This window comes from Sphingomonas sp. EC-HK361, from assembly GCF_902498785.1.
Lineage (GTDB): Bacteria > Pseudomonadota > Alphaproteobacteria > Sphingomonadales > Sphingomonadaceae > Sphingomonas.
Genome location: NZ_LR701493.1, coordinates 1,029,773 through 1,054,713, shown reverse-complemented (window position 1 = coordinate 1,054,713; position 24,941 = coordinate 1,029,773). Strand labels below are relative to the sequence as shown.

The 24,941-nt window shown below is 66.3% G+C and carries 21 protein-coding genes; 10 read left to right on the top strand and 11 right to left on the bottom strand.

Translation table 11 applies throughout. From position 1 onward, the window contains the following. The first annotated feature begins 142 nt into the window (after positions 1 to 142). The 3 genes from BOS5A_RS06450 to BOS5A_RS06440 all read left to right on the top strand — a co-directional run bounded on the left by BOS5A_RS06450 (position 143) and on the right by BOS5A_RS06440 (position 2,739). Entirely contained in the window at positions 143 to 1,399 is a 1,257-nt protein-coding gene (locus BOS5A_RS06450; RefSeq protein ID WP_151954322.1) for a TetR/AcrR family transcriptional regulator, read from the top strand. Positions 1,400 to 1,472: 73 nt separating this feature from the next. After that, complete coding sequence (gene gntA, locus BOS5A_RS06445; RefSeq protein WP_151954321.1) at positions 1,473 to 2,168, top strand: guanitoxin biosynthesis heme-dependent pre-guanitoxin N-hydroxylase GntA; 696 nt, start codon at positions 1,473 to 1,475, stop codon at positions 2,166 to 2,168. Further along, positions 2,158 to 2,739, top strand: a complete 582-nt coding sequence (locus BOS5A_RS06440) for a DUF1989 domain-containing protein (protein WP_151954320.1) — start codon at positions 2,158 to 2,160, stop codon at positions 2,737 to 2,739. Before gntA ends, BOS5A_RS06440 begins: the two co-directional genes overlap by 11 nt. On the opposite strand, the gene BOS5A_RS06435 is transcribed toward BOS5A_RS06440, so the two are convergent. From BOS5A_RS06435 to BOS5A_RS06420, 4 genes are all read right to left on the bottom strand, one after another. Then, the gene (locus tag BOS5A_RS06435) at positions 2,736 to 4,031 is read right to left on the bottom strand and encodes a spinster family MFS transporter (RefSeq protein WP_151954319.1); all 1,296 of its coding nucleotides are present in this window, start codon (positions 4,029 to 4,031) and stop codon (positions 2,736 to 2,738) included. The genes BOS5A_RS06440 and BOS5A_RS06435 overlap by 4 nt on opposite strands. Before the next feature lie 175 nt (positions 4,032 to 4,206). Then, on the bottom strand, positions 4,207 to 7,020 hold the full coding sequence (locus BOS5A_RS06430) for a TonB-dependent receptor (RefSeq protein WP_151954318.1): 2,814 nt from the start codon (positions 7,018 to 7,020) through the stop codon (positions 4,207 to 4,209). 140 nt (positions 7,021 to 7,160) lie between these two features. Beyond that, the gene (locus BOS5A_RS06425) at positions 7,161 to 8,228 is read right to left on the bottom strand and encodes an acyl-CoA dehydrogenase family protein (protein WP_151954317.1); all 1,068 of its coding nucleotides are present in this window, start codon (positions 8,226 to 8,228) and stop codon (positions 7,161 to 7,163) included. Between the two features lie 53 nt (positions 8,229 to 8,281). Next, complete coding sequence (locus BOS5A_RS06420; RefSeq protein ID WP_151954316.1) at positions 8,282 to 9,496, bottom strand: acyl-CoA dehydrogenase family protein; 1,215 nt, start codon at positions 9,494 to 9,496, stop codon at positions 8,282 to 8,284. Between the two features lie 200 nt (positions 9,497 to 9,696). On the opposite strand from BOS5A_RS06420, the gene BOS5A_RS06415 reads away from it, so the two are divergent. Continuing rightward, on the top strand, positions 9,697 to 10,935 hold the full coding sequence (locus tag BOS5A_RS06415; RefSeq protein WP_199857236.1) for an MFS transporter: 1,239 nt from the start codon (positions 9,697 to 9,699) through the stop codon (positions 10,933 to 10,935). Here the strand turns inward: BOS5A_RS06415 and BOS5A_RS06410 are convergent. After that, the gene (locus BOS5A_RS06410; RefSeq protein ID WP_151954315.1) at positions 10,909 to 11,694 is read right to left on the bottom strand and encodes an SDR family NAD(P)-dependent oxidoreductase; all 786 of its coding nucleotides are present in this window, start codon (positions 11,692 to 11,694) and stop codon (positions 10,909 to 10,911) included. The two genes, BOS5A_RS06415 and BOS5A_RS06410, sit on opposite strands and share 27 nt — an antisense overlap. A gap of 70 nt (positions 11,695 to 11,764) precedes the next feature. On the opposite strand from BOS5A_RS06410, the gene BOS5A_RS06405 reads away from it, so the two are divergent. The 6 genes from BOS5A_RS06405 (at position 11,765) to dcd (ending at position 17,283) form a co-directional block, all read left to right on the top strand. Continuing rightward, complete coding sequence (locus BOS5A_RS06405; RefSeq protein ID WP_151954552.1) at positions 11,765 to 13,291, top strand: class I adenylate-forming enzyme family protein; 1,527 nt, start codon at positions 11,765 to 11,767, stop codon at positions 13,289 to 13,291. Then, positions 13,288 to 14,064 carry a thioesterase family protein gene (locus BOS5A_RS06400; RefSeq protein WP_151954314.1) on the top strand — a complete coding sequence of 259 codons (777 nt, stop codon included), beginning with the start codon at positions 13,288 to 13,290 and terminating at the stop codon, positions 14,062 to 14,064. Before BOS5A_RS06405 ends, BOS5A_RS06400 begins: the two co-directional genes overlap by 4 nt. 127 nt (positions 14,065 to 14,191) lie before the next feature. Next, positions 14,192 to 14,530: a hypothetical protein gene (locus BOS5A_RS06395; protein WP_151954313.1), complete on the top strand. Its 339-nt coding sequence runs from the start codon at positions 14,192 to 14,194 to the stop codon at positions 14,528 to 14,530. 102 nt (positions 14,531 to 14,632) lie between these two features. Next, positions 14,633 to 15,352 carry a response regulator gene (locus tag BOS5A_RS06390; RefSeq protein ID WP_151954312.1) on the top strand — a complete coding sequence of 240 codons (720 nt, stop codon included), beginning with the start codon at positions 14,633 to 14,635 and terminating at the stop codon, positions 15,350 to 15,352. Positions 15,353 to 15,384: 32 nt separating this feature from the next. Continuing rightward, positions 15,385 to 16,692: a sensor histidine kinase gene (locus BOS5A_RS06385; protein ID WP_151954551.1), complete on the top strand. Its 1,308-nt coding sequence runs from the start codon at positions 15,385 to 15,387 to the stop codon at positions 16,690 to 16,692. Between the two features lie 36 nt (positions 16,693 to 16,728). Next, positions 16,729 to 17,283 (top strand): dCTP deaminase, encoded by a 555-nt coding sequence (dcd, locus tag BOS5A_RS06380; protein ID WP_151954311.1) that lies wholly within the window; start codon positions 16,729 to 16,731, stop codon positions 17,281 to 17,283. 141 nt (positions 17,284 to 17,424) lie between these two features. Here the strand turns inward: dcd and BOS5A_RS06375 are convergent, their stop codons facing one another. From BOS5A_RS06375 to BOS5A_RS06350, 6 genes are read right to left on the bottom strand one after another with little or no spacing between them, the layout of a single operon-like run. After that, positions 17,425 to 19,317: an XrtA/PEP-CTERM system amidotransferase gene (locus tag BOS5A_RS06375; RefSeq protein WP_151954310.1), complete on the bottom strand. Its 1,893-nt coding sequence runs from the start codon at positions 19,315 to 19,317 to the stop codon at positions 17,425 to 17,427. Further along, positions 19,318 to 20,847, bottom strand: coding sequence for an exosortase A (xrtA, locus tag BOS5A_RS06370; protein WP_325058532.1), 1,530 nt, complete (start codon positions 20,845 to 20,847; stop codon positions 19,318 to 19,320). Next, entirely contained in the window at positions 20,844 to 22,019 is a 1,176-nt protein-coding gene (locus BOS5A_RS06365) for a TIGR03087 family PEP-CTERM/XrtA system glycosyltransferase (protein ID WP_151954309.1), read from the bottom strand. Before BOS5A_RS06365 ends, xrtA begins: the two co-directional genes overlap by 4 nt. Continuing rightward, positions 22,016 to 23,047 carry a FemAB family XrtA/PEP-CTERM system-associated protein gene (locus tag BOS5A_RS06360; RefSeq protein WP_151954549.1) on the bottom strand — a complete coding sequence of 344 codons (1,032 nt, stop codon included), beginning with the start codon at positions 23,045 to 23,047 and terminating at the stop codon, positions 22,016 to 22,018. Before BOS5A_RS06360 ends, BOS5A_RS06365 begins: the two co-directional genes overlap by 4 nt. A gap of 2 nt (positions 23,048 to 23,049) precedes the next feature. Continuing rightward, positions 23,050 to 23,901: an XrtA system polysaccharide deacetylase gene (locus BOS5A_RS06355; RefSeq protein ID WP_151954308.1), complete on the bottom strand. Its 852-nt coding sequence runs from the start codon at positions 23,899 to 23,901 to the stop codon at positions 23,050 to 23,052. A 1-nt stretch (position 23,902) separates the two neighbouring features. Next, positions 23,903 to 24,934, bottom strand: coding sequence for an ExeA family protein (locus BOS5A_RS06350; protein ID WP_151954307.1), 1,032 nt, complete (start codon positions 24,932 to 24,934; stop codon positions 23,903 to 23,905). Positions 24,935 to 24,941: the final 7 nt, after the last annotated feature.

Below are 24,941 nucleotides of genomic sequence, written 5' to 3'. Positions count from 1 at the left end.
ATCGCCAGTCGCACGATCGCTTAGACCATACCGTGTTTTCGGTAAAGCAGCGGAATCATGCCCGTGCAGGCTTTAAATCGACATCTGCAGACTCTCCGCAAAAAACACTGTTTCTTCGAATCGAAGATGATAGAGTGACTCGATGAATACGACGGGGGCGTTGGAATCCGAGGGAGAGGACGCGGGCGAGCAGGGCACGCTGCGTTTCCGTGCGAAGCGCGATGCGATCCTTGCAGCGGCTGCCGACGCGATCAACGAACAGAGCGCAAAGGGCATGACCTTCGCCGATGTCGCACGCCGCGTGGGACTCAACACCACCAGCGTAACCTATTATTTCAAGCGCAAGGAAGACCTCGCCGCCGCCGCGTTCGAGAACACCCTCGATCGCCTGACCGAGATGCTGGACGAGGCGGAGCGCGAGCCGACGCCCCACGCCCGCGTCGCCCGCTTCCTGGCGCTCAACATCGCGCGGCTGGGCAAAATCGACCGGGGCGAGGAGCGCGCCTTCGCCGTTCTGTCCGATCTGCGCGCCACGGAGGACCCGGTCCGCGGGCGGCTCATGGCCGGCTGGCAGCGGGTCTTTCGCCAGACCCGCGGCCTGTGGGGCCCGCCCGCGAACCGCGCCGAGACCGATCTTCATGGCGCGCGCGCGCATGTGCTTCTGGAAAACACCTTCTGGCTTCCCGTCTGGCTCAATCGCTACGAGCCCGATCAGTATGGCCGCGTCGAGGCGCGGCTGATGGACGTCTTCGCGCACGGCATCGCCACCGCCGGCGACGGCTGGGCACCCGCGCTTATCGATCTGGCACATCCCGAGGCGGAGCCGGGTCGCGCCGCCTTCCTGCTCGCGGCCACCCGCCTCATCAACGAACTCGGCTATCGCGGCGCCAGCGTGCAGCGGATCGCGTCAGAGCTGAACGTGACCAAGGGCAGCTTCTATCATCACCTCGATGCGAAGGACGATCTGGTCATCGCCTGCTACAAGCGCAGCTTCGACACGATCGCGGACGCGCAGGTGCAGGCCGACGAGGGCGGCGGCACGCATTGGCAGCGCCTGTCGAGCGTCATCGCGACGCTGCTCGACTTCCAGTTTTCGAAACAGGGTCCGTTGCTGCGCACGACCGCACTCTCCGGCCTGCCGCACGGCGTTCGCCAGGCGATGGTCGACCGGTCGAACCGCATCGCGCGGCGCTTCGCGGGCACGATCATGGACGGCGTGGCGGAAGGATCGTGCCGCCCGGTCGACGGGCTGATTGCGGCGCAGGCACTCATGGCGCTCCAGAACGCCGCGTTCGACATGCGCAAATGGGCGTCGACCATGCCGCGCGAAAAGGCGATCGCGATGTATGCGTCGACGTTGCTGTTCGGAATGTTCGACGATCGCGCACTCGACGCCTGAGCGCCGCCGCCCGCAATCGTGCTGATCTCGCTCAACTTGGGCAACCGCGATGATGAGACCGCGTTACCCATCCATGCCGACTGACATATCCCAGCGCGAGCACACGCTCGCCGCCCGTTTCCACGCCTTCATCCGCGATCCCGCATTCCCCTGCGTCGGGGCCAAATCCGCACTCGCCAAGGGGCAGATGCGCGTTCTCCTCGCGCGCGACATTGCGTCGAGCTGGGACGACCTCGCGATCTGGCCCGCCATCGTCGATCTCGCGGCGGGCTACAAGCGACAGCCCACGCTCTTCCAGTCGCTCGCGGTCCTCTTCACCGACAGCACGCAAAGCGATGAGGCCACGTTTGAGCGCCACTTGTGGCGGCGTATCCAGTCGCTGACGAACAAGGATGCCTGGCTCGGCCAGCAGCCCGACCCGCGGGTAAGTGACGATCCCGCCAACCCGCATTTCTCATTGAGCTTTGGCGGCGAGGCGTTCTTCGTCGTCGGGCTTCATCCCCGCGCGAGCCGCCCCGCGCGGCGGTTCGAGGTGCCGGCGATGATCTTCAATCTCCACGATCAGTTCGAACAGCTGCGCGCGCAGGGACGCTACGAAAAGCTGCGCGAGACGATCCTCGTCCGCGATCTCGCGCTGGCCGGAACCGAAAATCCGATGCTCGCGCGCCACGGCTCGCTGTCCGAAGCGCGACAATATAGCGGGCGCGCAGTCGGCAGCGACTGGGCCTGCCCCTTTGCCGGCCGTCCGGAGACCCAGAATGCGCTCTGAAATCGCGCCGCGCACCGGCACCGCCTTCACCCTCGCCAAGGGCCAGCGGCTGACCGTCATCGATCCGCATGGCGAGCAGGTGGCCGATCTCCTCGCCTTCAACCGCGCAGACGTGCGCGAGGTCATCTCGTCGGGCCGCACGCTCGACTATGCGAGCCGCATCTACCTCACCACCGGCGACAAGCTCTATTCGAATCGATCGAATGTCCTGCTCGAAATCGTCGAGGACGATGTCGGGCGCCACGACTTCCTGCTGACGCCGTGTTCGAAGGACACGTTCCGGATCATCTACGGCGATACCGATCCCCACCGCGGCTGTTTCGGCAACCTCGCCGCCGCGCTCGCGCCCTATGGCGTGATCGACGACATGATCCCGACCGCGTTCAACTGCTTCATGAACGTGCCCGTCGACGGGGCCACCGGCGAACTGCGGGTCGATCCACCGCTCAGCAAGGCCGGCGACCGGATCGTTTTCGAGGCGAAGGAGGACCTCGTCATCGGCCTCACCGCCTGCTCGGCACTCCAGTCGAACAACGGAAGCTTCAAGCCGATCGAATACGAAATCGCCTAGCCGCGCCGTTCCTCTCGCCGCAGCAGCACGCCGGCGCGCCAGTAGTGGAAGATCGCCCACGGCGTCCCGCATGCGACGATGGTCATCGCATAACGCAGGGATTCTTCCCCGTAAGCGGGTCGTAGCATGTCGCTCAGTCTTCCGACGAAAAATGGGCCAAGCCCCAGCCCGATCATGTTGATAACCAGCAGCGTGATCGCCGCCCACATCGCGCGCAGCCGGAGCGGCGCCAGATGCTGGATCAGCGCGAAGCTGGGGCCGAGATAGCTATTCGCGAACAGCAGCGAGCAGAAATACAGGCCAATCCCGATCACCGCGCTGTCGACGAGGTAAAAGCCCAGCAGGAACGGCCACGCCAGCGTCTTCATCACCACCACGACCCAGCTCTGCGCGTGCAGACCGCGCGTGCGCGCCACACGGTCCGCGATCCTGCCGCCGACGATCGCAGAGATCGATCCGAGAATGGCGCCCGGCAGCGCGACATATTTGGAGATATCGAGCATCGACATGCCAAGCGACCGCTGCATATAGCTCGGCCCCCAGCCGGTCAGCGCATAGCCGATCAACGACGTCAGCGTGACGCCCATCACCAGATGCACCGCCGGGCGGCTGCGCAAGATCGATGCGAAGCCCTGCCCGACACTCGGCATCGCAGACTGATCCGCGACCCGCGCAGCGTCCGACAGTCCGCGCCGCGGTTCGACCACGAACAGCCGCACCAGGATTGCCAGCGCCACGCCCGGCAAGCCCACCGTCATCAGCGCCGCGCGCCAGCCATAATGATGCGCGACGACGCCGCCGATCAGCGTCCCGAACCCCGCACCCAGCACCACGCCGAGCGAATAGACCGCCATCGCCCCGGCCCGTTTTTCGGGCGGATAGAGATCGGCGATGATCGAATGACTCGGCGGGCTCGATCCGGCCTCGCCGATTCCCACACCGATACGCGCTGCAGCCAACTGGACGAAGTTCTGCGCAAGCCCGCACGCCGCGGTCATCGCGCTCCAGATCGCCAGGCTGACCGCGATGACGTTGCGCCGGCTCGTCCGGTCGGCGAGCCGCGCCACCGGGATGCCGAGCCCGGCATAGAAGATCGCGAAGAACACCCCCGTCAGCAGCCCGAGCTGCGTATCGGTCAGCGTCAGGTCCGCCTTGATCCGCTCCTGCAGGATGGCGAGGATCTGCCGGTCCATGTAGCTGAAGAAATAGGTCGTGGTCAGCAGCGCAAGGGTAAGGCCGCGACGCCGGATCGCGAGCGCGTCGGCAATTTCGGGATGGCTGGCGGACGACATGGGTGCGACCCTCTATGGTGCCGGACGCGAAGTCAAAAAAGTACGCCGACGTCCGGGTTGGGGCCGGGCGGCGGCGCGGGCTGACCATGCGCCAGCCGAGGCGCATCGCGATGCGCTTTGCGACGAAGCCGAACGATGACCGGGCGAGCGGTTCGTCGCGCGCCCGGTCGATGGATCAGAACTTGCCCCGCAACGTCACGCCGTAGGTCCGCGGCTCGGCGAGGAACTGCGAGAAGAGCTGCCGGCCGCCGGGATATTGCGGGTCCTGAAACGCAGCGGTCGCGGCGCCTTCCTGAAACGGCGAGTTGAACGCGACCTGCGCATAATTCTGATTGGTCGCGTTCTGGACCCACAATTCGATGCCCCAATGTTCGTCGCGCCCGCGCAGGCCGACACGCGCGTTCACCAGGACATAGCCATCCTGCTCCTTCTGCGGAAACAGGTCCGAGCCGGTGTTGTAATCGCTCGTCATGCGGCCATCGACGTAGAACAAGGCCGACAATCCGCTGCTGCCGAGCTTGGGCGTCCATGCGACCGACGAGGTCGCGACGATATCGGCGGAGTTCGACAGCGTCTGCCCTGGCAGCCTGCGCAGTGCCTGATCGAGCGGCGCGCCAGCACTGTTGCCGACCAGCTGGTCGCGGTAGCTGGTGTCCGTCACCGTCAGTCCGGCCGTCACCCGGAAGTCGCGGATCGGGACGAGCGAGGCCTCAAGCTCGACGCCCTTCGCCCGCACCCCGTATCCGACATCGCCCGAAGGGCACGCGCCCGTCGTGGAAGCCGCGGCGTTGTAGTTTGCGGCACCTGCAAACTTGCTCTGGTCACGGTCGCCGCCGGCAAGGCTCGACGAGCAGCCATTGATGTTCTGCACGAGGAAGACCGTGCCGTTGAAGGTGTTCAGCTGGAAGTTGCTGAAATCCTGAATGAACGCCGCGACGCTGAGCGAAAACGGCCCGGTGCCGTATTTCGCGCCGATCTCATAGGCGTTGACCGTTTCCGGATCGAACTGAAGGTTGCGGGTCAAGGCCTGCGCGCCGCCAACGGCCGCGAAGGTCGTCGTCGGCACGCCGTTCACGACCTGGATCGGCTGCTTCAGTGCCGATCGGTCGAGGTTGAACCCGCCGGCCTTGTAGCCGCGCGAGTAGCTGCCGTAGAGCAGCAGGTCGTCGATCGGCTTCCACGACAGGATCGCGGTGCCGGTAAACTTGTGCTCGCTGCGGCTGTCGTTGATGCTCACCCCGTCCAGCTCGGCGGTCGAATTGCCCTGGCAGCCAAGACCGATCAGCGCGCCGGCCAGCGCGCGCGCGGTGGCGTTCGTGCTGACCAGATCGTCGGTGAGCGAGGATTCGAGCGCGGTGCAGACCGTGTTGTTGTTGCCGAAGGTCGCGTTGAATTTCTTGCGCTCATGCGTGTAGCGCGCGCCGAGCGTCAGATCGAGCGTGTCGGCCAGATGCACGATGTTGTGGGTGAAGAACGCATAGTTCTTGCTGTCCTGCCGATAGGTATCGATCGTCGAGCCGAGATTGTTGAGCGAATCGAGCCGGCTGAAGCCAGCGACGATATCCGGGCCGCTTGCGCCCGTCACCGCGGCGAGCGTCGCCTGCCCTACCCCGGGCACCACGCAGCCCGGGCTGGTCGGCGAATACAGCCCGGCCAGGCCGCCGCCCGAAATGATCCGGCACGTCGCGAAGCGGCCATATTGGCTGCCGAATTTGAGATTGTCGTGAACGGTCAGCTTCTCATCCGCGTAGAAGCCGCCGATCAGCCAGTCGAGTTTGTCGCCGAACGCGCTGCCCTGAAGCCGCAGCTCCTGGGTGAACGTCTTGAACTGGCGTGAGGAATTACCGTCGGCCGCGCGGTAAAGGATATCGACCGCGTCATAATCGGTATCGGAGCCCTGATCGGACTTGTAGTCGCGATAGGCGGTGATCGAGGTGAGCTTCGCCCCGCCGAAATCATAATCGACCTGGCCCGAAAATCCGTAATCCTTGGTGATCCCGGCGAAGCTGCGCCCCGGGCTGACCGAGATGGTGCGATCATAGCCTGCGTTCGTGATCCGCGAGACAGGCTGGCCGAGGTCACGCAGGACGTTGACGATGTTGTTGCCGGTGGCCAACCCGGTCGTGAGCGGAGTCGCCGGATTGTTGAGATTGCCGACCGCTTCGTTGACGCTGCGATCGACATATATCGCCGCGCAGCATTTCTCGTTGCGCCGGGTGAAGTCGGCGATCAGGCGGACGCTGAGATCGCTCGACGGCTCGAACGCCAGCTGCCCGCGCACGAAATAGCGGTCGCGGTCGTTGACGTCGGTCTTGTTCGTCGGGTCGTAATAGAAGCCGTCGCGCTTCACATAGACGCCGTCGATCCTTGCCGCGAGCGTCTTGCCCAGCGGCAAATTCAAATTGCCTGCAAAGCGCCAGTAATCGTAGTTGCCGTAGGTCGCCTCGGCGCCGGCGCTGATGCCGTTGAACGACGGCGCCTTGCTGATGATGCTGATGAGGCCCGCTGACGAGTTGCGCCCGCCAAGCGTCCCCTGCGGCCCGCGCAGCACCTCGACCCGGTCGATTTCGCCCAGCTCGTTGAGCCCTATGCCCGAGCGCGAGCGATAGACGCCGTCGATGAAGACCGCGACCGAGCTTTCTAGGCCAGGGTTGTCGCCGACCGTGCCGATGCCGCGGATGCGCGCCGAACCGTTGGCTTCCGAGCCGGTCGAGGACACGAGCAGCGACGGAGCGAGCTGGTTGAGCTGACGAATGTCGTTCGCGCCCGAATTCTGAAGGGATTCCGCAGTGACTGCGGATACTGCGACCGGCACATCGGCCAGTGCCTGTGCGCGACCTTGCGCGGTGATGACGATGTCGTCGCCACTGGTCTGGTCGGTCGTGTCGGTCTGTTCGACCGGCGCGGTCTGGGTTGCCTGTGCACTGGCTCCACTCGCGATCACGAGCGCCGGCAGCGCGCAGGCTGCGAGAAGCGACTTCCTCTTCATGATATCCTCCCCCAAGGCCAGTGCTTCCTCCCGCACCGTACCTTGGGTTCGAATAAATAGAGTGACGCGATAAGCGTCAAGTCAGCCGTACAGTCCTATCCGTTCGAAAAGATCGGCCGAACATTCAAGGATGTCTTGGCTCAATAGCCGTTAAGCACCGCAAATCGATCGCGGTGCGAGGCAGCATTGCCCCACCTTGCTTCCAGCACCGCCGCGCGTTTCATATAGAATCCCGGGTCATATTCGTCGGTCATGCCGACGCCGCCATAGAGCTGCACCATCTCGCGGCTGACGAGCTTAAGCGTCTCACCCGCCACAGCCTTGGCGAGGCTCGCCGCCTGATCGACATCGGAACGCCCTGCGTCGATCGCCTCCAGCGCGCCCTCCACCACCGATCGCATGAGCTGCAATTCTGTGAACATCTTCGCCATCCGGTGCTGGAGTGCCTGGAAGGTCGATAGCGGCTGCCCGAACTGGACGCGCTGCTTGAGATAATCGTTGATCTGCTCGAACGCGTGTTCCGCCATGCCGAGCATCTCGGCGGTCGTGATCGCCGAAGCACGATCGCAGATGGCCGCGGTCAGCTCCAAGCCGCCCAGCCGCGTCGCCGGCGCTGCGGTGAAGCGGATTTCGGCGTGGGAGCGTGAATCCGCCATCTTGCGGGTCGAACGCGTGACGCCTTCCTCGCCACCGACGAGGTAGAGCCCGTCCTCGGCCGCCACGATGAACAGCTGCGCGGTATCGCCCTCGGCGACGAATGCCTTGGTGCCGGTCAGCTGGCCGTCGCTGACCGTCGTCGCGATACGCCGGGGATCGTGGAGCGGCCCTTCGTCGACCGCAAGCGTCGCGACGACCTCCCCCGATGCGATCTTCGGCAGCCACTGCGCCTTCGCGGCGGCGTCACCGCCCATCACGATCGCGCTCGCCGCGACAGCAGTGGAAGCAAGTGGCGACGCCGCGAGGTTGCGCCCGAGTTGCTCGACGACGAGGCCTAGCGACAGATATCCGAACGCCGACCCGCCATGCTGTTCGGGCACGACGATCCCCGCCCAGCCCATCTGCCCGATCGCACCCCAGGCCTGCGGGTCATAGCCGCCCTCGGTCTTCGCATCGCGCAACCGGCGGAATGCGGTGACGGGCGATTCATTGTCGGCCCACTCACGCGCCATGTCGCGCAGCATCGTCTGTTCTTCGTTGAGGACTGCCACGGTGATCCCTTCTCAAAATCGTCGCCGGCTAACACCGGCGCAATATCTGACAGTTATTGGTGATCGAGCATCCCGAGGATGCGCTTTGCGATCACGTTGTTCTGGATTTCGGTCGATCCGCCATAGATCGACACCGCCTTGCCCCACAGCCACGTGCGGGTCTGCTGAAGTTCCGCCTCGCTGAACCCCTCGCCTTCCCAGCCGAGACCCTGCATCCCCATGATCTCGACGTTCAGTTCGGCGCGGTCCTGCGTGATCCGCGCGCCGACATTCTTCATGATCGAGGTCGCGGCCGACGGCCCCTGGTTCGATTTCGCCTCCAGCGCCGCACGCCGCAGCGTCAGCGCGAAAGCGCGCGCGTCCATCTCATGCCGCACGATCCGCATCCGCAGATCGCTGTCGTTCAGCCGCCCCTGATCGTCGGTGCCGCGATATTTCTTCGCGGTATCGCTCACCTGATTGCCCGCCATCATCCGGCCCATGCTGCCGCCGCCCGACAGATTCTGGCGCTCATGCTGGAGTAGTCGCGTGCCGATTTCCCAGCCCTGCCCCTCGCGCCCGACGAGGTTCTCCTTCGGCACCTTCACATTGGTGAAGAACGTCTCGCAGAAGGGCGACGCGCCGGAGATCAGCTTGATCGGCTTCGTCTCCACGCCTTGTGCGGTCATGTCGATCAGCAGGAAGCTGATCCCGCCATGCTTCTGGGTCTTGTCGGTGCGAACGAGAGCGAAGCATTTGTCCGCCCATTGCCCGCCGGACGTCCATGTCTTCTGGCCATTCACCAGATAATGATCGCCCTTGTCCTCAGCGAAGGTCTGAATGTTGGCGAGGTCGGACCCGGCGCTCGGCTCCGAATAACCCTGACACCAGCGCACCTCAGCCTTTGCGATCGCGGGAATATGTTCGTGCTTCTGCGCCTCGCTGCCATATTCCAGCAGCGTCGGCCCGAACATCATCACGCCCATCCCGCCGATCGGGTTCCACGCGCCGATCCGCGCCATCTCGTCGGACAGCACCCGCGCCTCGGCGCGGCTGAGCCCGCCGCCGCCATACTCCTTCGGCCAGGTCGGCACGCCCCAGCCCTTTGCGCCCATCGCCTCGCGCCATTTGCGCTGATCCGGCGTTTCCTCGGTCGGCCCCTCGACCGCCGACATCGCATTGTCGGCGTGCTTCAGACTCGGCGGGAAATTCGCCGCAAGCCAGGCGCGCGCTTCCTCCCGGAAAGCGTCGGTCGCGGCGGGGCGTTCGAGTTCGGCGGCGGTCGCCATCGACGGATCCTCTCTCAATCGATTCTGAATATCGGGTATGGTCAAGGCATCGCACAAATGCGCGTGGGACGCAAAGGGGATCGCGTGCGCGCGCCAATCTCCCTGTCGTCAAGTGCTCAGATCATGCAGAATGATCGCATGATCCGACCGACCTGCCGTGGAACACCGATTTTGTTGTTATATCCGCAAGGCACACCAGCATGACGATGGCGCATCGCTACGCGGTGCCGGTCGTCCTCGCGGCGGTCACCATCGACGTCATCGGCTTCGGAATCATCATGCCGGTGCTGCCGACCCTCATCACGCAACTTGGCCACGTCGATCTGTCGGCGGCGACGCGAATCGCTGGATGGCTGCTCGCGGTCTTCGCGATCGCGCAGTTCTTTGCCGGGCCAGTGCTCGGCAATCTGGGGGACCGGTTCGGGCGGCGGCCGGTGTTGATCGCATCGATGGCCGCATTCGCGATCGATTACGCGCTGACCGCCGCGGCCCCGACGCTCGCATGGTTGTTCGTGGGGCGGATCATTGCCGGCATCGCCGGCGCGACGTTCGGACCGGCAGGTGCCGTCATTGCGGACGTGACTCCGCCGGAAAAACGCGCAGCCGCCTTCGGCTATATGAGCGCAGCGTTCGGCATCGGATTCATCATCGGCCCCGCGCTTGGCGGTGTGCTCGCGACGATCGGTCCGCGCGCGCCTTTCGTCGCGGCCGCCATTCTCGCTGCTGGCAACGCGGTCGCGATGCTGATCCTCCTTCCCGAGACCCTCGCCGAGGAAAACCGGCGCCCCTTCCGCTTGCGCGATGCCCATATCGTCGGGGCGTTCCGCCCGCTGTTCGCGGCGGGTGCCGCCGGCCCCCTGCTGCTCGCCTGGTTCTTCTGGCAGTTGGGCGGGATCGTCTACCCTGCGGTATGGAGCTTCTGGGCGACGCTGCGCTTCGGCTGGGACGCGAAGGCGATCGGCTGGAGCCTAGCCTGGGTCGGCTTCGTGACGATCGTGGTGCAGTTGGGCGTGACCGGGCGTGTCGTCGCCAGGCTGGGCGAGCGTCGCACCGCGATCGTCGCGGCGGTCAGTGCCTCGGCCTGCCTCTTTGCCTACGCCTTCACGACGCACGGCTGGCAGGTCTACGCCTTCTTTCTTATCGGTGCGCTCGGTCAGATGGGGTATCCGGCGCTGAACGGCCTGCTCACCCGCATGGTCGATGCGACCCGGCAGGGGGCGCTGCAGGGCGGGATCGGCAGCATGGGCAGCGTCGCGCAGATCTTCGGGCCGCTCATCGCCGCGCAATCGCTCGCCTGGGGCGCGGCGCGCGGGTTCGACGGCGCGGCATTCCTCGTTGCGGGCGGGCTTATCGCGCTCGCCGCGCTCATCATCGTCGCGTTCGTGCCCAAGGTGAGCACGGTCGACGATGCCTCAAATCTCCCGGCCGGGGCGCCGTGACAGACCGATATCGAGATGCGCGCCTGCATCGAGCAGCAGCACTTCTCCCGTCATTACCCTCGATGCCGGATCGAGCAGCATGACGATCGGCCCCGCGATATCATCCGGCCCAGCCGCCATCGCCAGCGGCGTCGCGCCCGCGATCCGGTCGTTCAGCGCCGCGAAGCCCGCCTCGCCCAGCCGCTTCTCGAACCAGCCCGTCCCGACATAGCCCGGCGCCACCGCATTCACCCTGATTTCAGGCGCCAGCACGCGCGCCAGGCTTTTCGACATGGTGATCAGCGCGCCCTTCGACGCGGCATAAGCGACCGACGACCCGATCCCGAACACTCCCGCGACCGACGCGACATTGACGACCGCGCCGTGCGGGCTCGCCTTCATCGCCGGCGCGCAGGCGCGGATCATCTGGAAGGCCGCGACCGTGTTGAGCCGGTAGATATCGACGAAATCCTCACCCGACAGCGCGTCCAGATCCTCGTGATTGGCGAATTTTGTCCGCCCTGCATTGTTCACCAGGAAATCGATCCGTCCGAACGCATCCGTCGCTGCCTTGGCGAGTGCGCGGCAGGCGGCGTCTTCGGCAATATCGGCCTGAACAGCGATTGATCCGTTGCCGACCTCGGCGGCCAGCGCCTCGGCATCCTCGCGGCTCGATGCATAGTTGATGACACAACGCACCCCGCGCGCGACGAGCCGCCTGACCGCCGCCGCACCGATTCCGGTGCCGCCGCCCGTCACGATCGCAACCGAACCGTCCATATGCCCTCCAATGCGTTTTTCGAAGATCGCGTATGGCATTCGCATCCCGCTTCGCCTAGCCGTGGCCGCGATGACCGCTGCCGAACTCCTCGCGACCGACTTCGCGACGCTATCCGACCTCATCCGCGCACACGCGGCGGACCGTCCCGACAAGCTGGCGATCACCGATGGCGCAAGCGAGGTAAGCTATGCGGCGCTCGACACCGCGCTGGACCGCATCGCCGCCGCGCTCCAGCGCGAAGGGGTCGCGGCTCGGCAGGCAGTCGCAATCGTCGCGTACCCCAGCACGGCGCAAGCGCTCATCTATCTTGGCGCTCTCCGCGCCGGCTGCGTCTCCGCTCCCATCCAACCCTCCGCAACGCCTGAACAGATCGCCGCGATGATCGCGGATTGCGGGGCGCCGATCGTCTTCCTAGATGCGGCGAATGCGGAGGCGCTCGAAGGGCAGACGATACCGGCCAGGGTCGTAATGCTCGAAGCGCTCGAGCAGTGGCTGGCGACCGACGATGCGAAACCACTACCCGTCCAGATCGCCCCGACCGACGGCTTCAACATCATCTATTCCTCGGGCACGACCGGCGTGCCGAAGGGCATCGTCCAGAGCCACGCGATGCGCTGGCAGCATCTGTCGCGCAACGCCGCGGCGGGCTTCGACACGGCCGTCACCCTCATCGCGACCCCACTTTATTCGAACACCACGCTCGTCAGCTTCCTGCCGACGCTCGGCTGGGGCGGAACGGTCGTGCTGCTGCCCAAGTTCGATGCGCGCCATTATCTCGAACTGGCGCAGCAGTATCGCGCGACCCACACGATGCTGGTCCCGGTCCAATACCAGCGGATCATGGCGCTTCCCGATTTCGATACGTTCGATCTTTCCGCCTTCCGCTTCAAGACCTGCACCTCGGCGCCATTCAAGGCCGAGTTGAAAGCCGATGTCCTGGCGCGCTGGCCCGGACTACTCGTTGAATATTACGGCATGACCGAGGGCGGCGCTTCGTGCGCGCTTAATGCCAGCGCCCATCCGGACAAGCTCCACACCGTCGGCCAGCCGCTGCCCGGCCATGAAATCCGGCTCATTGACGATGACGGCAACGAAGTCGCGCCCGGTGACACGGGGGAGATCGTCGGCCGCTCCCCAGCGATGATGACCGCCTATCACGGCCGCGAAGCCGCGACGCGCGATGCGGAGTGGTATTCGCCCGAAGGCGAGCGCTTCATCCGCCACGGCGATGTCGGCCGCTTCGACGCCGACGGCTTCCTGATTCTCATGGACCGCAAGAAGGACCTCATCATCTCGGGCGGCTACAATATCTATCCGTCCGATCTCGAGGCGGTGCTGGCACAGCATCCCGACGTCGCCGACTGCACGGTGATCGGTGTGCCGAGCGAAGCCTGGGGCGAGACACCGGTCGCCTTCTATGTGTCGCGCGCGGGGGCGTCAGATGCTGCAACGATCCTCACCGCCACCAATGCGAAGCTCGGCAAGACGCAGCGGCTATCGGCGCTTCATGTCGCCGATGAACTGCCACGCAGCGCGATCGGGAAGGTGTTGAAACGCGAGTTGCGCGACCGGCTCGCCGCGGGGGAGTTTGCATGACCGCGTTGAAGGCGATTCTCGACGGCCTCGACCGCCGCGAGGACGGCTGGCACGGCGCTATCCCCGACGACTGGCTACAGGGACGCACGGCCTATGGTGGGCTGTCCTCAGCCATTGCGCTCCATGCCGCGATGCTGTCCGAGCCTGACCTCCCCGCGCTCCGCTCCGCACAGGTTTCGTTCATCGGCCCGCTCGCCGGTCCGATCGTGGTCAAGACCGAAAAGCTTCGCCGCGGGCGCAATGCCGCATTCATCCAGGCCGATGTCGTCAGCGAGGCAGGGCTAGGACTGCGCGCGACCTTCGTCTTCATGCGAGGGATCGACAGCGAGGTCGATCACCAGGTCACCACGCTGCCCGATTTCCGCAGGCCCGAACCTGGCGACCGGACCTTCAGCGGCGTGGGCGTCGCGTTCACCCAGCACTTCGAGTTCGTCGATCGCCGTGAAGGCGCTGATCTCCAGCCCGCCGAATGGCTGCGCTGGACCCGCCTTAAGGAACGCGACGGGCTTGACCCGATGGTGGAACTCGTCGCGATGGCGGATTGCCTTCCCCCGGCGGCGCTCCGCCTGCTCGGCCGCAACGTGCCGATGAGCTCGCTGACCTGGATCCTCAATATACTCGGCCCCGAACCGCGATCGTCCGACGGCTGGTGGCTGCTGCGCTCCAACGCAGACTACGCGCGCGCGGGCAGTTCCAGCCAGGTCATGGGCGTCTGGAATGCCGATGGCGAGATGGTTGCCGAGCAGATGCAATCGGTCGCGCTCTTCGCCTGACATTATAATTCGCCTGACGATACAAATTGCGACAATCCCGCGTCCACCCGACACATCCGCGCGACAGGCGGGCGGCATAAGGCCACATGTCGGCGGACGGTTCCGCCGCTCCGTGGAGCCTTACCCGATGAAGAAACTGCTGATTCTCTCCGCTCTCGCCGCGACCGGCCTTGCCGGTATCGCTGCCGCACAGACCACCCCGACAGCCCCCGCCACGCCGCCGCCCGCGATGAAGCATCGCGGCATGGGGCAGGACGCCAACCGTGATGGCGTCATCACCCGCCAGGAGGCGCTCGACGCCGCAGGGAAACGCTTCGATCGCATGGACACCAACCATGACGGCAAGATCGATGCGGCCGAGATGAAGGCGATGCGTGATCTGCGCCAGATGCGCGGCATCGGCGGCCCCTATGGCCGCCGCGGCGGCGACACACCCCCGCCCGCTGGTAGCCCCGACGGCGAGTAACGGTCGTCGGGCGGCCGGGCGGGTGTCCTCCTCGCCCGCCCGGCCCTTTTGCGCGCCAGCACCCCTTTGCGCGAGATACCGATCATGCCTATCCCCGACGACATGGGAGACACACCGCACCTGCTGCTCGTCGATGACGAGCGCTCGATCCGCGAGCCGCTCGCGCAATACCTCACCAAACAGGGTTTCAGGGTGACGCAAGTCGGCGATGCGGAGGCGGCGCGGACGCGGCTGTCGGCCTATGCGATCGATCTCGTCATCCTCGATATCATGATGCCGGGCGAGGACGGGCTGTCGCTCTGCCGCCACATCCGCGAGACGAGCGAAACGCCGGTGATCCTGCTGACCGCGCGCAGCGAGGAGACCGACCGGATCGTAGGGCTCGAAATGGGCGCCGATGACTATGTCGTGAAGCCCTTCTCGCCGCGCGAGCTCGCCGCGCGGATCAAGGTGGTGCTGCGCCGCATGCAGGCCGGCGGCACGCGGCAGCACGCCCCCGAAAGCGGCAGCTACGCCTTCGCCGGCTGGGTGCTGAAAACGGGCGAGCGCACGCTTGTCGATCGCGAAGGCGTGTCGGTGCCGCTGTCGACGGGCGAGTACAACCTCCTCTTCGCGCTCGTCACCCGCCCGCGTCAGGTGCTGACCCGCGATCAGCTGCTCGATCTGACGCAGGGCCGTGAGGCAGCCGCCTTCGACCGCGCGATCGACAATCAGGTCAGCCGCCTGCGCCGCAAGATCGAGGCGGACGCCAAGAACCCGGAGCTGGTGAAGACCGTCTGGGGCGGCGGCTACACGCTGGCGGCGGAGGTGACCCGCCTGTGAGATTTCCGTGGCCGCGCAGCCTTGCGGGCCAGATGGCGCTACTTGTCGCGATGGCTTTGTTCGTCGCGCAGGCGATCAACCTGGGGCTGCTGCTGCGCGAACGCACCGCCTTTCGGCTGGCGAGTGCGGTCAACCCGGCCGCCACCCGCATCGTCGATGGTGTCGAGCGCGAAATTTCGACCGGGCGCGCGCTGAGGGCCGACCGCGGGCGGGTCCGACGGATGACGACCAATCCAATTGCCTCGAACCTCCCGCGCAGTCCGGAAGTCGAGGCCGGTCTGCGCGATGCGTTGGATGACGCCGGCTTCAAGGCGGGCCGGATCGTGACCGGGCTGCACGCGCTCGGCGACCGGTCCGATCTGCCGCGCGCCTTTCGCCGCCGGTTCGAGCCGCGCCCCGGCGCGCTGGAATTGCTGATCGCGGTAGAACAGCCGGGCAAGGGCTGGCTCGTCGTCGCGACGCCGTGGCCGCGCAACGGCGTGCCGATCGTCGGGCGGCTGCTGTTCCAGACCTTGTTGATCTACGCGATGATCCTTCTGCCGGTTCTTTGGATCACGCGCCGCATCTCGCGCCCGCTCCGCTCGCTTACGGCGGCCGCGACAGCGTTCGACCCACGCGCTGAAACGGCGCCGGTGGAGGCCGAAGGTCCGCACGACGTCCGCGTCCTCATCGACGCATTCAATGCGCTGCAATTGCGCGTGGTGGCGATGCTCGACGAGAAGGACCGGATGCTCGGCGCGATCGGGCACGATCTGCGCACGCCGCTCGCCGCGCTGCGCGTCCGCATCGAATCGGTGGAGGACGAGGATGATCGCACACGCATGGCCGGCACGATCGACGAGATGAACCGCACGCTCGACGACATCCTGTCGCTCGCGCGGCTCGGCCGATCCAGCGAAGCGGTGACCCAGGTCGATCTCTCCGCGCTGGTCGAAGCGGTGGTCGAGGATTTCCGCGATCTCGACGCCGATGTCGCCTTCACCGAGACACCACGCGTGTTGATGCGGCTGCGGCCAACGCTCGTCCGCCGGGCGGTCCGCAACCTCATCGAGAACGCGATAAAATATGCGGGTTCGGCCGAAGTCGCGATCCGTGCCGAGGCGGCTCGTGTGGTCATCTGCGTGACCGATTCCGGACCCGGTATCCCGGCCGATCGGTTGGAGGATGTGTTCGACCCGTTCATCCGCCTAGAAACCTCGCGCAATCGCGAGACGGGCGGGATCGGGCTGGGGCTCGCGCTGGCCCGCGCGATCGTGCGGGAAGCGGGCGGCGACATCACGCTCGCCAACCGCGCCGAGGGCGGGCTTGAGGCGCAGATCGTGTTGCCGCGCGCGCAATAGGTTGCCCTTCGGCGCGATCCCGGCAACATCCACGTCATGCCCGTATTGTCAGACCGCTGGATTCGCGAAGCCGCCCTCAACCAGGGCATGATCGAACCGTTCGTCGAGAGCCAACGCCGCGACGGCTGTATCAGTTACGGCCTGTCCTCTTACGGCTATGACGCGCGGGTGGCGGACGAGTTCAAGATCTTCACCAACGTCGACTCCGCGGTCGTCGATCCAAAGGATTTCGCCGCGAACAGCTTCGTCGATCGCAAGACCGATGTGTGCATCATCCCGCCCAACAGCTTCGCGCTTGCCCGCACGGTCGAATACTTCCGCGTGCCGCGCGACGTCCTCGTCATCTGCCTGGGCAAATCGACCTATGCGCGGTGCGGAATCATCGTGAACGTCACTCCGCTGGAACCCGGCTGGGAAGGCCATGTGACGCTGGAGTTTTCGAACACGACCCCGCTGCCGGCCAAGATCTACGCGAATGAGGGCGCGTGCCAGTTCCTTTTCCTGGCCGGCAATGAACCGTGCGAGGTCAGCTACGCCGACCGGGCGGGCAAATATATGGGCCAGCAGGGCGTGACGCTGCCGAAGCTGTAGCGCCGCTCTTGCTTGGCAGAACGCACCCTTCCCGCTTGTTTCGAGCGTAGTCGAGAAACGGATTTGAGGGCGTTTTCGGAGACGCTTCTCGACTACGCTCGAAGCAAACGGAGGTGGTGAAGCCATAGTGAGGATGTCACGCTAGGCGAACAGCCGCTTCACGCTCCGCTCCAGCATCACCAGCTGCCACAGCGTCCGCCCATGCTCGGCGCGTCCGCTACGATGCTGCTCCGCGAGCCGCCCGATCGCGGCCATGTCGAACCAGCCAGTATCCACGAGCGTCCGAGACCGCGACAACCCTGCCGCCTCGTCCGCAAGCGCCGCGCGAAACCACGTGCTCACCGGCGTCACGAACCCCATTTTCGGCCGATAAAGGATATCGCGCGGCAGATAGCGCTCCATCGCCTTCTTCATCAGCCACTTGCCCTCGCCCCGCCGCAGCCGCATCGACGCGGGCAGCGTGGCCGCGAATTCGATCAGCCGGTGGTCGAGCAGCGGTTCGCGCGCTTCCAGGCTCACCGCCATGCTGGTGCGGTCCATCTTCGTCAGAATGTCACCGGGCAGCCACAATTTCATGTCGGCATATTGCGCCCGGTCGATCGCGTCGCGCGCCGGCGCATTCCGCATCATTTCGACATAGCGATCCTCCGCCCGGTAACCGCGCAAACCCGTGCGCGCAGAGTCCGAGTAAAGCGCGCTACGGGTCGCCGGCATCGTCACCCCGACCGAGCGGGCATAGGCTTCTGCCCCATCCTCGGCGAGCGCCAGCAACGTTGTCTTCGCACGCAGCGGCCGCGGCGCCCAGTCGGCCTTGGGATAGAGCCGCCCCAGCGTGCCGAAAAGACTGTGCCGCATACCCGCGGGCAGCAGGCCGCGCACGCGCTCTTCCGCCGCCTGGAACCGGTAGCGGCGATATCCCGCGAACGCTTCGTCCGCCCCGTCGCCGGAAAGCGCGACCGTCACCTGCTCGCGGGCCAGCGCACAGACCTGGTAGGTCGCGAGCGCAGAGGCATCCGCAAACGGCTCGTCAAAGGCGCCAACGAGCGTGTCGATGAGCGCGAAATCGTCGCTCGCGACCCTTCGCGTGCGGTGATCGGTGGCGAAGCGCTCGGCGATCTGCGCCGCATAAGCGCGTTCGTCATGTCCGACCTCGGCAAAGCCGATCGTGCAGGTCGTCACGGCCGCCTTGGTCGCCTCCGCCATCAGCGCGACGACGGCGGAACTGTCGACCCCGCCCGACAGGAACGCGCCCAGCGGCACGTCCGCGACCATGCGCGAGCGAACCGCGGCACGCATCCGCTCGACCAGTTCCTCTTCCAGCGCCTTCGCAGACCCTCGCGCGCGGCTCGAGAAGTCAATGTCCCACCACTTCGTCGGTGCGGGCAGCGGCTTCCCGCGCTCGATCAGCAGGAAATGCCCCGCGGGCAGTTTCTTCACCCCCGCGACGAGGCAGGCATCGTCGGGGACATAACCGAACGCCAAATAGTCCTCGAGCGCGCGCAAATCCGGCACCCGGCGAAGCAGCGGGTGCGCCAGCAGACCTTTCAGCTCTGATGCAAACGCGAACGCGCCGTCCGAAAGCTCGACATAATGGAGCGGTTTCACGCCCAGCCGGTCACGCGCCAAGACCAGGCATTGCCGCCGCGCATCGTGGAGCGCGAAGGCAAACATCCCGTTCAGCCGGTCGAGCATCGCCGCGCCCCAATGCCGCCACCCGTGGATCAGGACCTCGGTATCGCCGGAGGTGCGGAAGATCGCGCCCTTGGCCTGCAATTCGGCGCGGAGTTCGGCAAAATTATAGATTTCGCCATTGTAGGCGACGGTGACGTCGCCCTCCGCGGAGGACATCGGCTGCGGCGATCCCGCGACGTCGATGATCGACAGGCGCCGATGGCCGAGCCCGACGCCTGGCGCGGTCCACACGCCCGATCCGTCCGGGCCGCGGTGCGCCATCACGTCCGTCATCGCGGCGACGCGCGCCGGATCCACGGGCTTGGGCGTGGCGGGGTAGAACAGCCCCGCGATCCCGCACATCTAGCGCGCGGCCCGCATCATGGCGTCTGTCGCAGGCGCGATAGGCCCCAGCGCCGCGGCGAACCGGCGGATCGCGCTCGGAGGGTCATGCCCCGCTTCCGCCTCCGCCGACAGATGCACCGCCGCCGCCCGCTGATCGCCGCCCAACAGCCGCGCCTTCAACGTCGCAAACTTCACCGCCAGATCGTCATCGGTCACCATATCGCCGACGCGGTACCACGTCGCGACGACGCGCTCCACCGGCCCCGGTGCCGTGATCCGCATCGCCGCGCCGCCCGCGATCGGGGGGAGATCGGCGACCCGCACCCACGCATCCTCCTCGCGCAGCACCCCGGTGCCGAACGCGATCAGTTCCTTGCCCTCATGCTGATCGGCGAAGAAGGCGACCGCGACGTCCACCGCATTGCCCTGCCCATCGACATAACGGCCGATCAGAAAATGATCCGCGCCGGGATAGTAAGGCGTCCACGGCGCGCGGGTGCTCAGCGGCGCGCGGGTCCAGCCGGGAATTTGGGGCAAAGCGACCGCGCCGTTCATCGGCTGCACCTGCCGCGCGACGACTGCGCTCCACGCCGGCGCAACGCTGGCGGTGCCGAGCACAAGGATCGCCGCGAGCCAGACGGGGATGCGCCCAACGACCGGACCTCGCAGCCCTTCCGGATCGAACGCAGGATCGTCGGGCGCACGATCGAACCAGCGCCAGCCGATTGCCATCACGGCGGCCATCACCAGCCCGAAGAACACCCAGCCATAGACGATATGATCGAACCCCGTCGCCGTCTCCAGCGAGGTCAGTTCCGCCGCCCAGATCGTCGCAAAGGCCCGCACGCCGTTGGCGAGGATTGGCACGACGAACGAGACGCCCATGAAGATCGCGCGCCGCCGCCACGACCGGAAGCAGACATTCGCGACGAGCGCGCCATAAGCGAGCATCGCGATGACGAACTTCGCGCCGGAGCACGCCTCTGCAACCTCGAAGACGTGCCTGCCGGTGTGGATCAGCACGCCATCGACATAGGCGTGAACGCCGACGGCGTTCAGCAACGGCATGACGATCGCGACGGTCACGCCCTGCAACCACGGCTCCATCCCGTCCCCGAACGGCACGAGGAAGAGCGCGTAGGTGAGCGGGAACATGAGTCCGCGCGCCACATTGGCGCCGAGCAATGTCACGACCGCCCCCTGCAACATCATCACCAGCCCGAGGTGCCGTGCAAGCGCAACGCTCGCCGCATCGCCGGCCAGCCACGCAGCCGCACCGGCACCGACGAGCGCCAGGCCCGGCCACCACGCTTCCGGCTGAAGCTGCGCAAGCTCGCGCCGCCGGGTCCACACCAGCCATCCGATAACGGGAGCGATGAACAGGCAGTGCCCGAAGGTCGTGCTGTTCCACCAGATATCGACCAGCCCGGCGAAATCGCCGCGAAACGTTACGAGCAGGACTATCGCGACGATCGCGAGCGCGACAAGATGCCTGCTCCAGCGAACCGACGTTCCGGCGAAGGACCTGCTCGGCACCGCGATCGTCACGCCGCCGCCTTTGCACTGTTCAGGCCGAGAAGCGCGTCGAGCGGTGCCAACCGCGCACCCCAGCCATAGCGGCGCATGACCTGCGCACGCGCCGCCTCTCCAAGCGTGTCACCCGTCGCAGGATCGGCGATCAGCGCACAAATCTGCGCCGCCATCGCCTCGGCATCGCCCGCAACGCGGATCGTGCCGCCGTGGTCGATCCCTTCCGCTGCGGCGGGTGACGCGACGACCGGGCGCGCCATGGCCATCGCCTCGAGCACCTTGTTCTGCACCCCGCGCGCGAGTTCGAGCGGGGCCACGACCACGCGCGCGACCGCGATCCAGCCCCTCACATCGGGAACCTCGCCCGTCACGATCACCCTGTCGCTCGCCAGCGCACGCACCGCCGCCGCCGGGGCGCGACCGACGATGGCGAAGCGGGCGCCGGGATGCGCGCGCAACACGCCGGGGAGCACATCCCGCGTGAAATGCTCGACCGCCTCGATATTGGGGCGGTAATCCATCTGGCCGGTGAAGACGATCAGCGGTTCCGGATGATCGACGCGCGGGAACGCACCCGCCGGATCGAACCGGGCGGAATCGATCCCGTTCTCGATCGCCTTCGCGCCGGGCAGCAGCGCCGCCTCCGCCTCGCTGACGAAGAGGCTCTGCGATACTCGGGCCGCAACGTCATTCTCATACGCCTGAAGCAACCGCGCTTCCCGCTTCATCATCCAGCGTTTCGGGCCATGCGCGCGGTCCGCATAGGCCGCGAACTTCGCGGAATCGCGATCGACGAAATCCATGATCGCGCGCGGCCCTCCCGCAGGCAGATACTGCGCCATCTGCCCCGAAAAGGCGTAAATCGCGTCGATCGGTCGTTGCGCGAGAATATCGGCAACCGCCGCCGCAACGCGGGCATCGCGGAACGCGGCGATCGAAACCGGCTCGCCGCGCGCAAGCGCTTCCCCGGCCGCCCGCCAGGTCGGCTTCGTGCGAACGAATAGCCGGCAATCGGCCAGCATCGCCCGGTCGGCATCGCAAACCGCAAGATCGCGCGCATCGTCGACGAACGCGACCAGATGCACGCGCGCCCGTGCCGCCAGATATCGGAAGATGTTGTAGCTGCGAATCCGGTCCCCGCGATCGGGGGGGAACGGTGCGCGGTGGGCGAGGAACAGGATGTCCTTCATCCCAACCCCCGCGAAATCGGTGGTCCGGCGAGGTTCGCGACCCACAGGGGCAGCTTCTGCCATGTCCGCACCATCAGCGCATATTTGGGATTGAGCGGGTTGATCTCGCGCGCCGGCCCATCGCTCTTGCGTGCATAGACAAGCGGTTGCCCGGCGAACCCCCAATTCTTCTTGAACGCCGCGGCGCCGGTGCCGACCTTCGATCGTCCGAAGTCGAACCGCGTGCACCCCCTTTTCCGCGCATGCGCCATGAGCGCGAAATACATGCGGTCGTTGGCGCGGAGCGCCCGCGCCGCCGCGGTGCCGCCGCCCCAGTAAGGATAGACCGTGCCGTTGAAATACAGGCTCAGGACGCTGGCAACCGCGCGACCCCGATGACGAACGGTCAGGATATCCGCATCGATGACTTCGGCAACGGATCGAAGCAGTGCCCGCGGGAAGACGGGCGTGCCGAGGTTCCGCACCGATTCCGCATAGACTGCATAATGCTCGGCCAGCGTTCCGGCCTCGACTTCCAGGTCGAAACCAAGCGCGCGCCGCACCTCCGCGCGCTGCTTGCGCGGGATGGCGAGCAGTTCCGCGTCCTCATCCGCGGCCAGATCACGTGCAAAGCCGAGATAGCTTCCCGCATCTGCGGTCCAGCCATCGGGCACCGCGCCACCGCGCAGTTCGACCGACCCGATGCCGAGTCGCTCCGCAAGCGCCCAGGCGCCGGCAGCAAGCGGCGCGTTTGTCGCTGGGTCGCCGAGGATTCCGCCATCGACCCCGAACGCGGTCGAGACGAGCGCTCGCCCGAATAGCCGCGAGCGCATCTCGGTCAGCGGCAGCACCCCCGCGATCGCGCCGTCTGCGTGTTCGGCCACCAGATACCGCGCACGCTGCCGGCAGCCCCGCTCCACCGCGATCGACCAACCCGGCAGATGGAACGGTGTCGCCTCCGGCTGGGCACGCACGAACGCGTCGATCCGCGCCGCGTCGTCGCGCAAATTCGCCTCACGCACACCGATCGGGGCCTGAACGAGCGCCATCGTCACACGCGCGCCGCCTCGATCGCGGCGACCGCGTCGATCCGCCCCCAATGATGGCGCGCCGCAAGTCCGCGCAGCTTCCCCGCCATCGCGCCGAGCCGCGAATAATGGCGCACCCTCGATCGCAGCGGCGCGGCACCGACACGCGGCTGATCGGGATCGACCTCCCACGGATGAAAATAAAAGATCGCCGGTCGCCCGCCGTCAGCGTTGACCTGCCGCACCGCATAATCGGTGAGCGCCGCGGGGAGCAGCCGGAAGAACCCGCCCCCCGTCGCCAGCCGCCGCCCGGCGATCTCCGCCACGGTCACCGGCAACTCGATCAACTCCGCCCCTTCGACCGGACGCCATGCATAGCGCGGCGAGTCCCGCCAGCCATAATGGTCGTGCCGGATCGGCGCGACGCTCGACGAATAGGTATAGCCTTCCTCGGCAAGCACGCGGTGTGCCCAGGGTGTGCGCGCGTCGATCGAGAAGCTGGGCGCGCGGTAGCCGGTCACGCGCGCGCCGCTCGCATCCTCCAGCGCGGCGCGCGTTTTTGCCAGATCGGCGCGGAAGGTTTCGGCGTCCATCGTGAAGACGCGCGCGTGGTCCCAGCCGTGGCTCGCGATTTCGTGACCCTCCGCGACGATCCGGCGGATCAATGCAGGGTAACGGTGGGCGACCCAGCCGAGCGTAAAGAACGTCGCCTTGACCCCGCTCTCGCCGAAGAGATCGAGGACCTTGCCGGTGTTATATTCGACCCGGGTGGCGATGCCGTCCCAATCGGCGCGATCGATCGTGCGTTCGAACGCGCCGACCTGAAACCATTCCTCCACGTCGACCGACAGGCCGTTGAGAACGGGCCTTTTCATATCACGCAGCGGCGCCGCGCACCGCCTCCGGCTGATGGTAGGTTTCGCTTGCTTCGACCCAGTCCACCAGCAGCCTCAGCACGCGGCGGAGTGCCGCGTCCTGCTCCTCGATCCGCGCCTCGAGCTGCGCGACGCGCGTCTCGATGGGCGACAGATCGAAGGTCACAGCAGGAATAGATGCAGTGACCGGCACGACCGTGGCGACCGGCTTGACCGCCGGCGTCTCGGACTGCGCATCGGCCACCACGGTGGACACAAGCGCGCCGTCGATCACGTCAGCTCCTGTGATCGCCGCATGGAGCAGCACACGCCCCATCAGCTGGTTGAGCCGCCGCGGCACGCCGTCCGACGAGCGGTGGAGCAGAGGAAAGGCATCCTCCGCGAAATCCGGCCGCCCCTGCCATCCGGCGACGCTCAGGCGGTGCCCGATATAGCTCGCGACCTCGTCGACACCCATCGGGTCGAGATGATGAACCGCGATGACTCGCTGGCGCAGCTGCTCCAGCGCATCGGTGCCGTAGAGCCGATCGCGAAACTCCGGCTGACCGAGCAGGAAGATCTGGAGCATCGCATGCCCGCCGGCCTGGAAGTTGGAGAGCATGCGCAGCTCCTCCAGCGCCGACACCGGCAGCGCCTGCGCCTCGTCGACGATCAGCAGCGTGCGTCGGCCCGACCGCGCGATGGCATGAAGCCCGCGCTCGATCATCGCCAGCAGGTCGGCCTTGGTCCTGCCCGCCGCCTCCAGCTTCAGCCCCGCTGCGACCACCCGGAGCAGGTCCTCCGCCTCGACCGCGGTCGAGACGATCTGGATCGGATGCAGCGACGCGGTGTCGATCGCGCCCATCAGATGCCCGACAAGTGTGGTCTTGCCCGCACCGATATCGCCGGTGATGACGATGAAGCCCTCACCCTGCGCCAGGCCGTAGCCGAGATAGGCCATCGCCTTCCTGTGGGTCGCGGTGTCGAACCAGAAACGCGCATCGGGCGTCAGCTGGAACGGGCGATCCGTCAGGCCGAAATGAGTGTCGTACATATCCGCC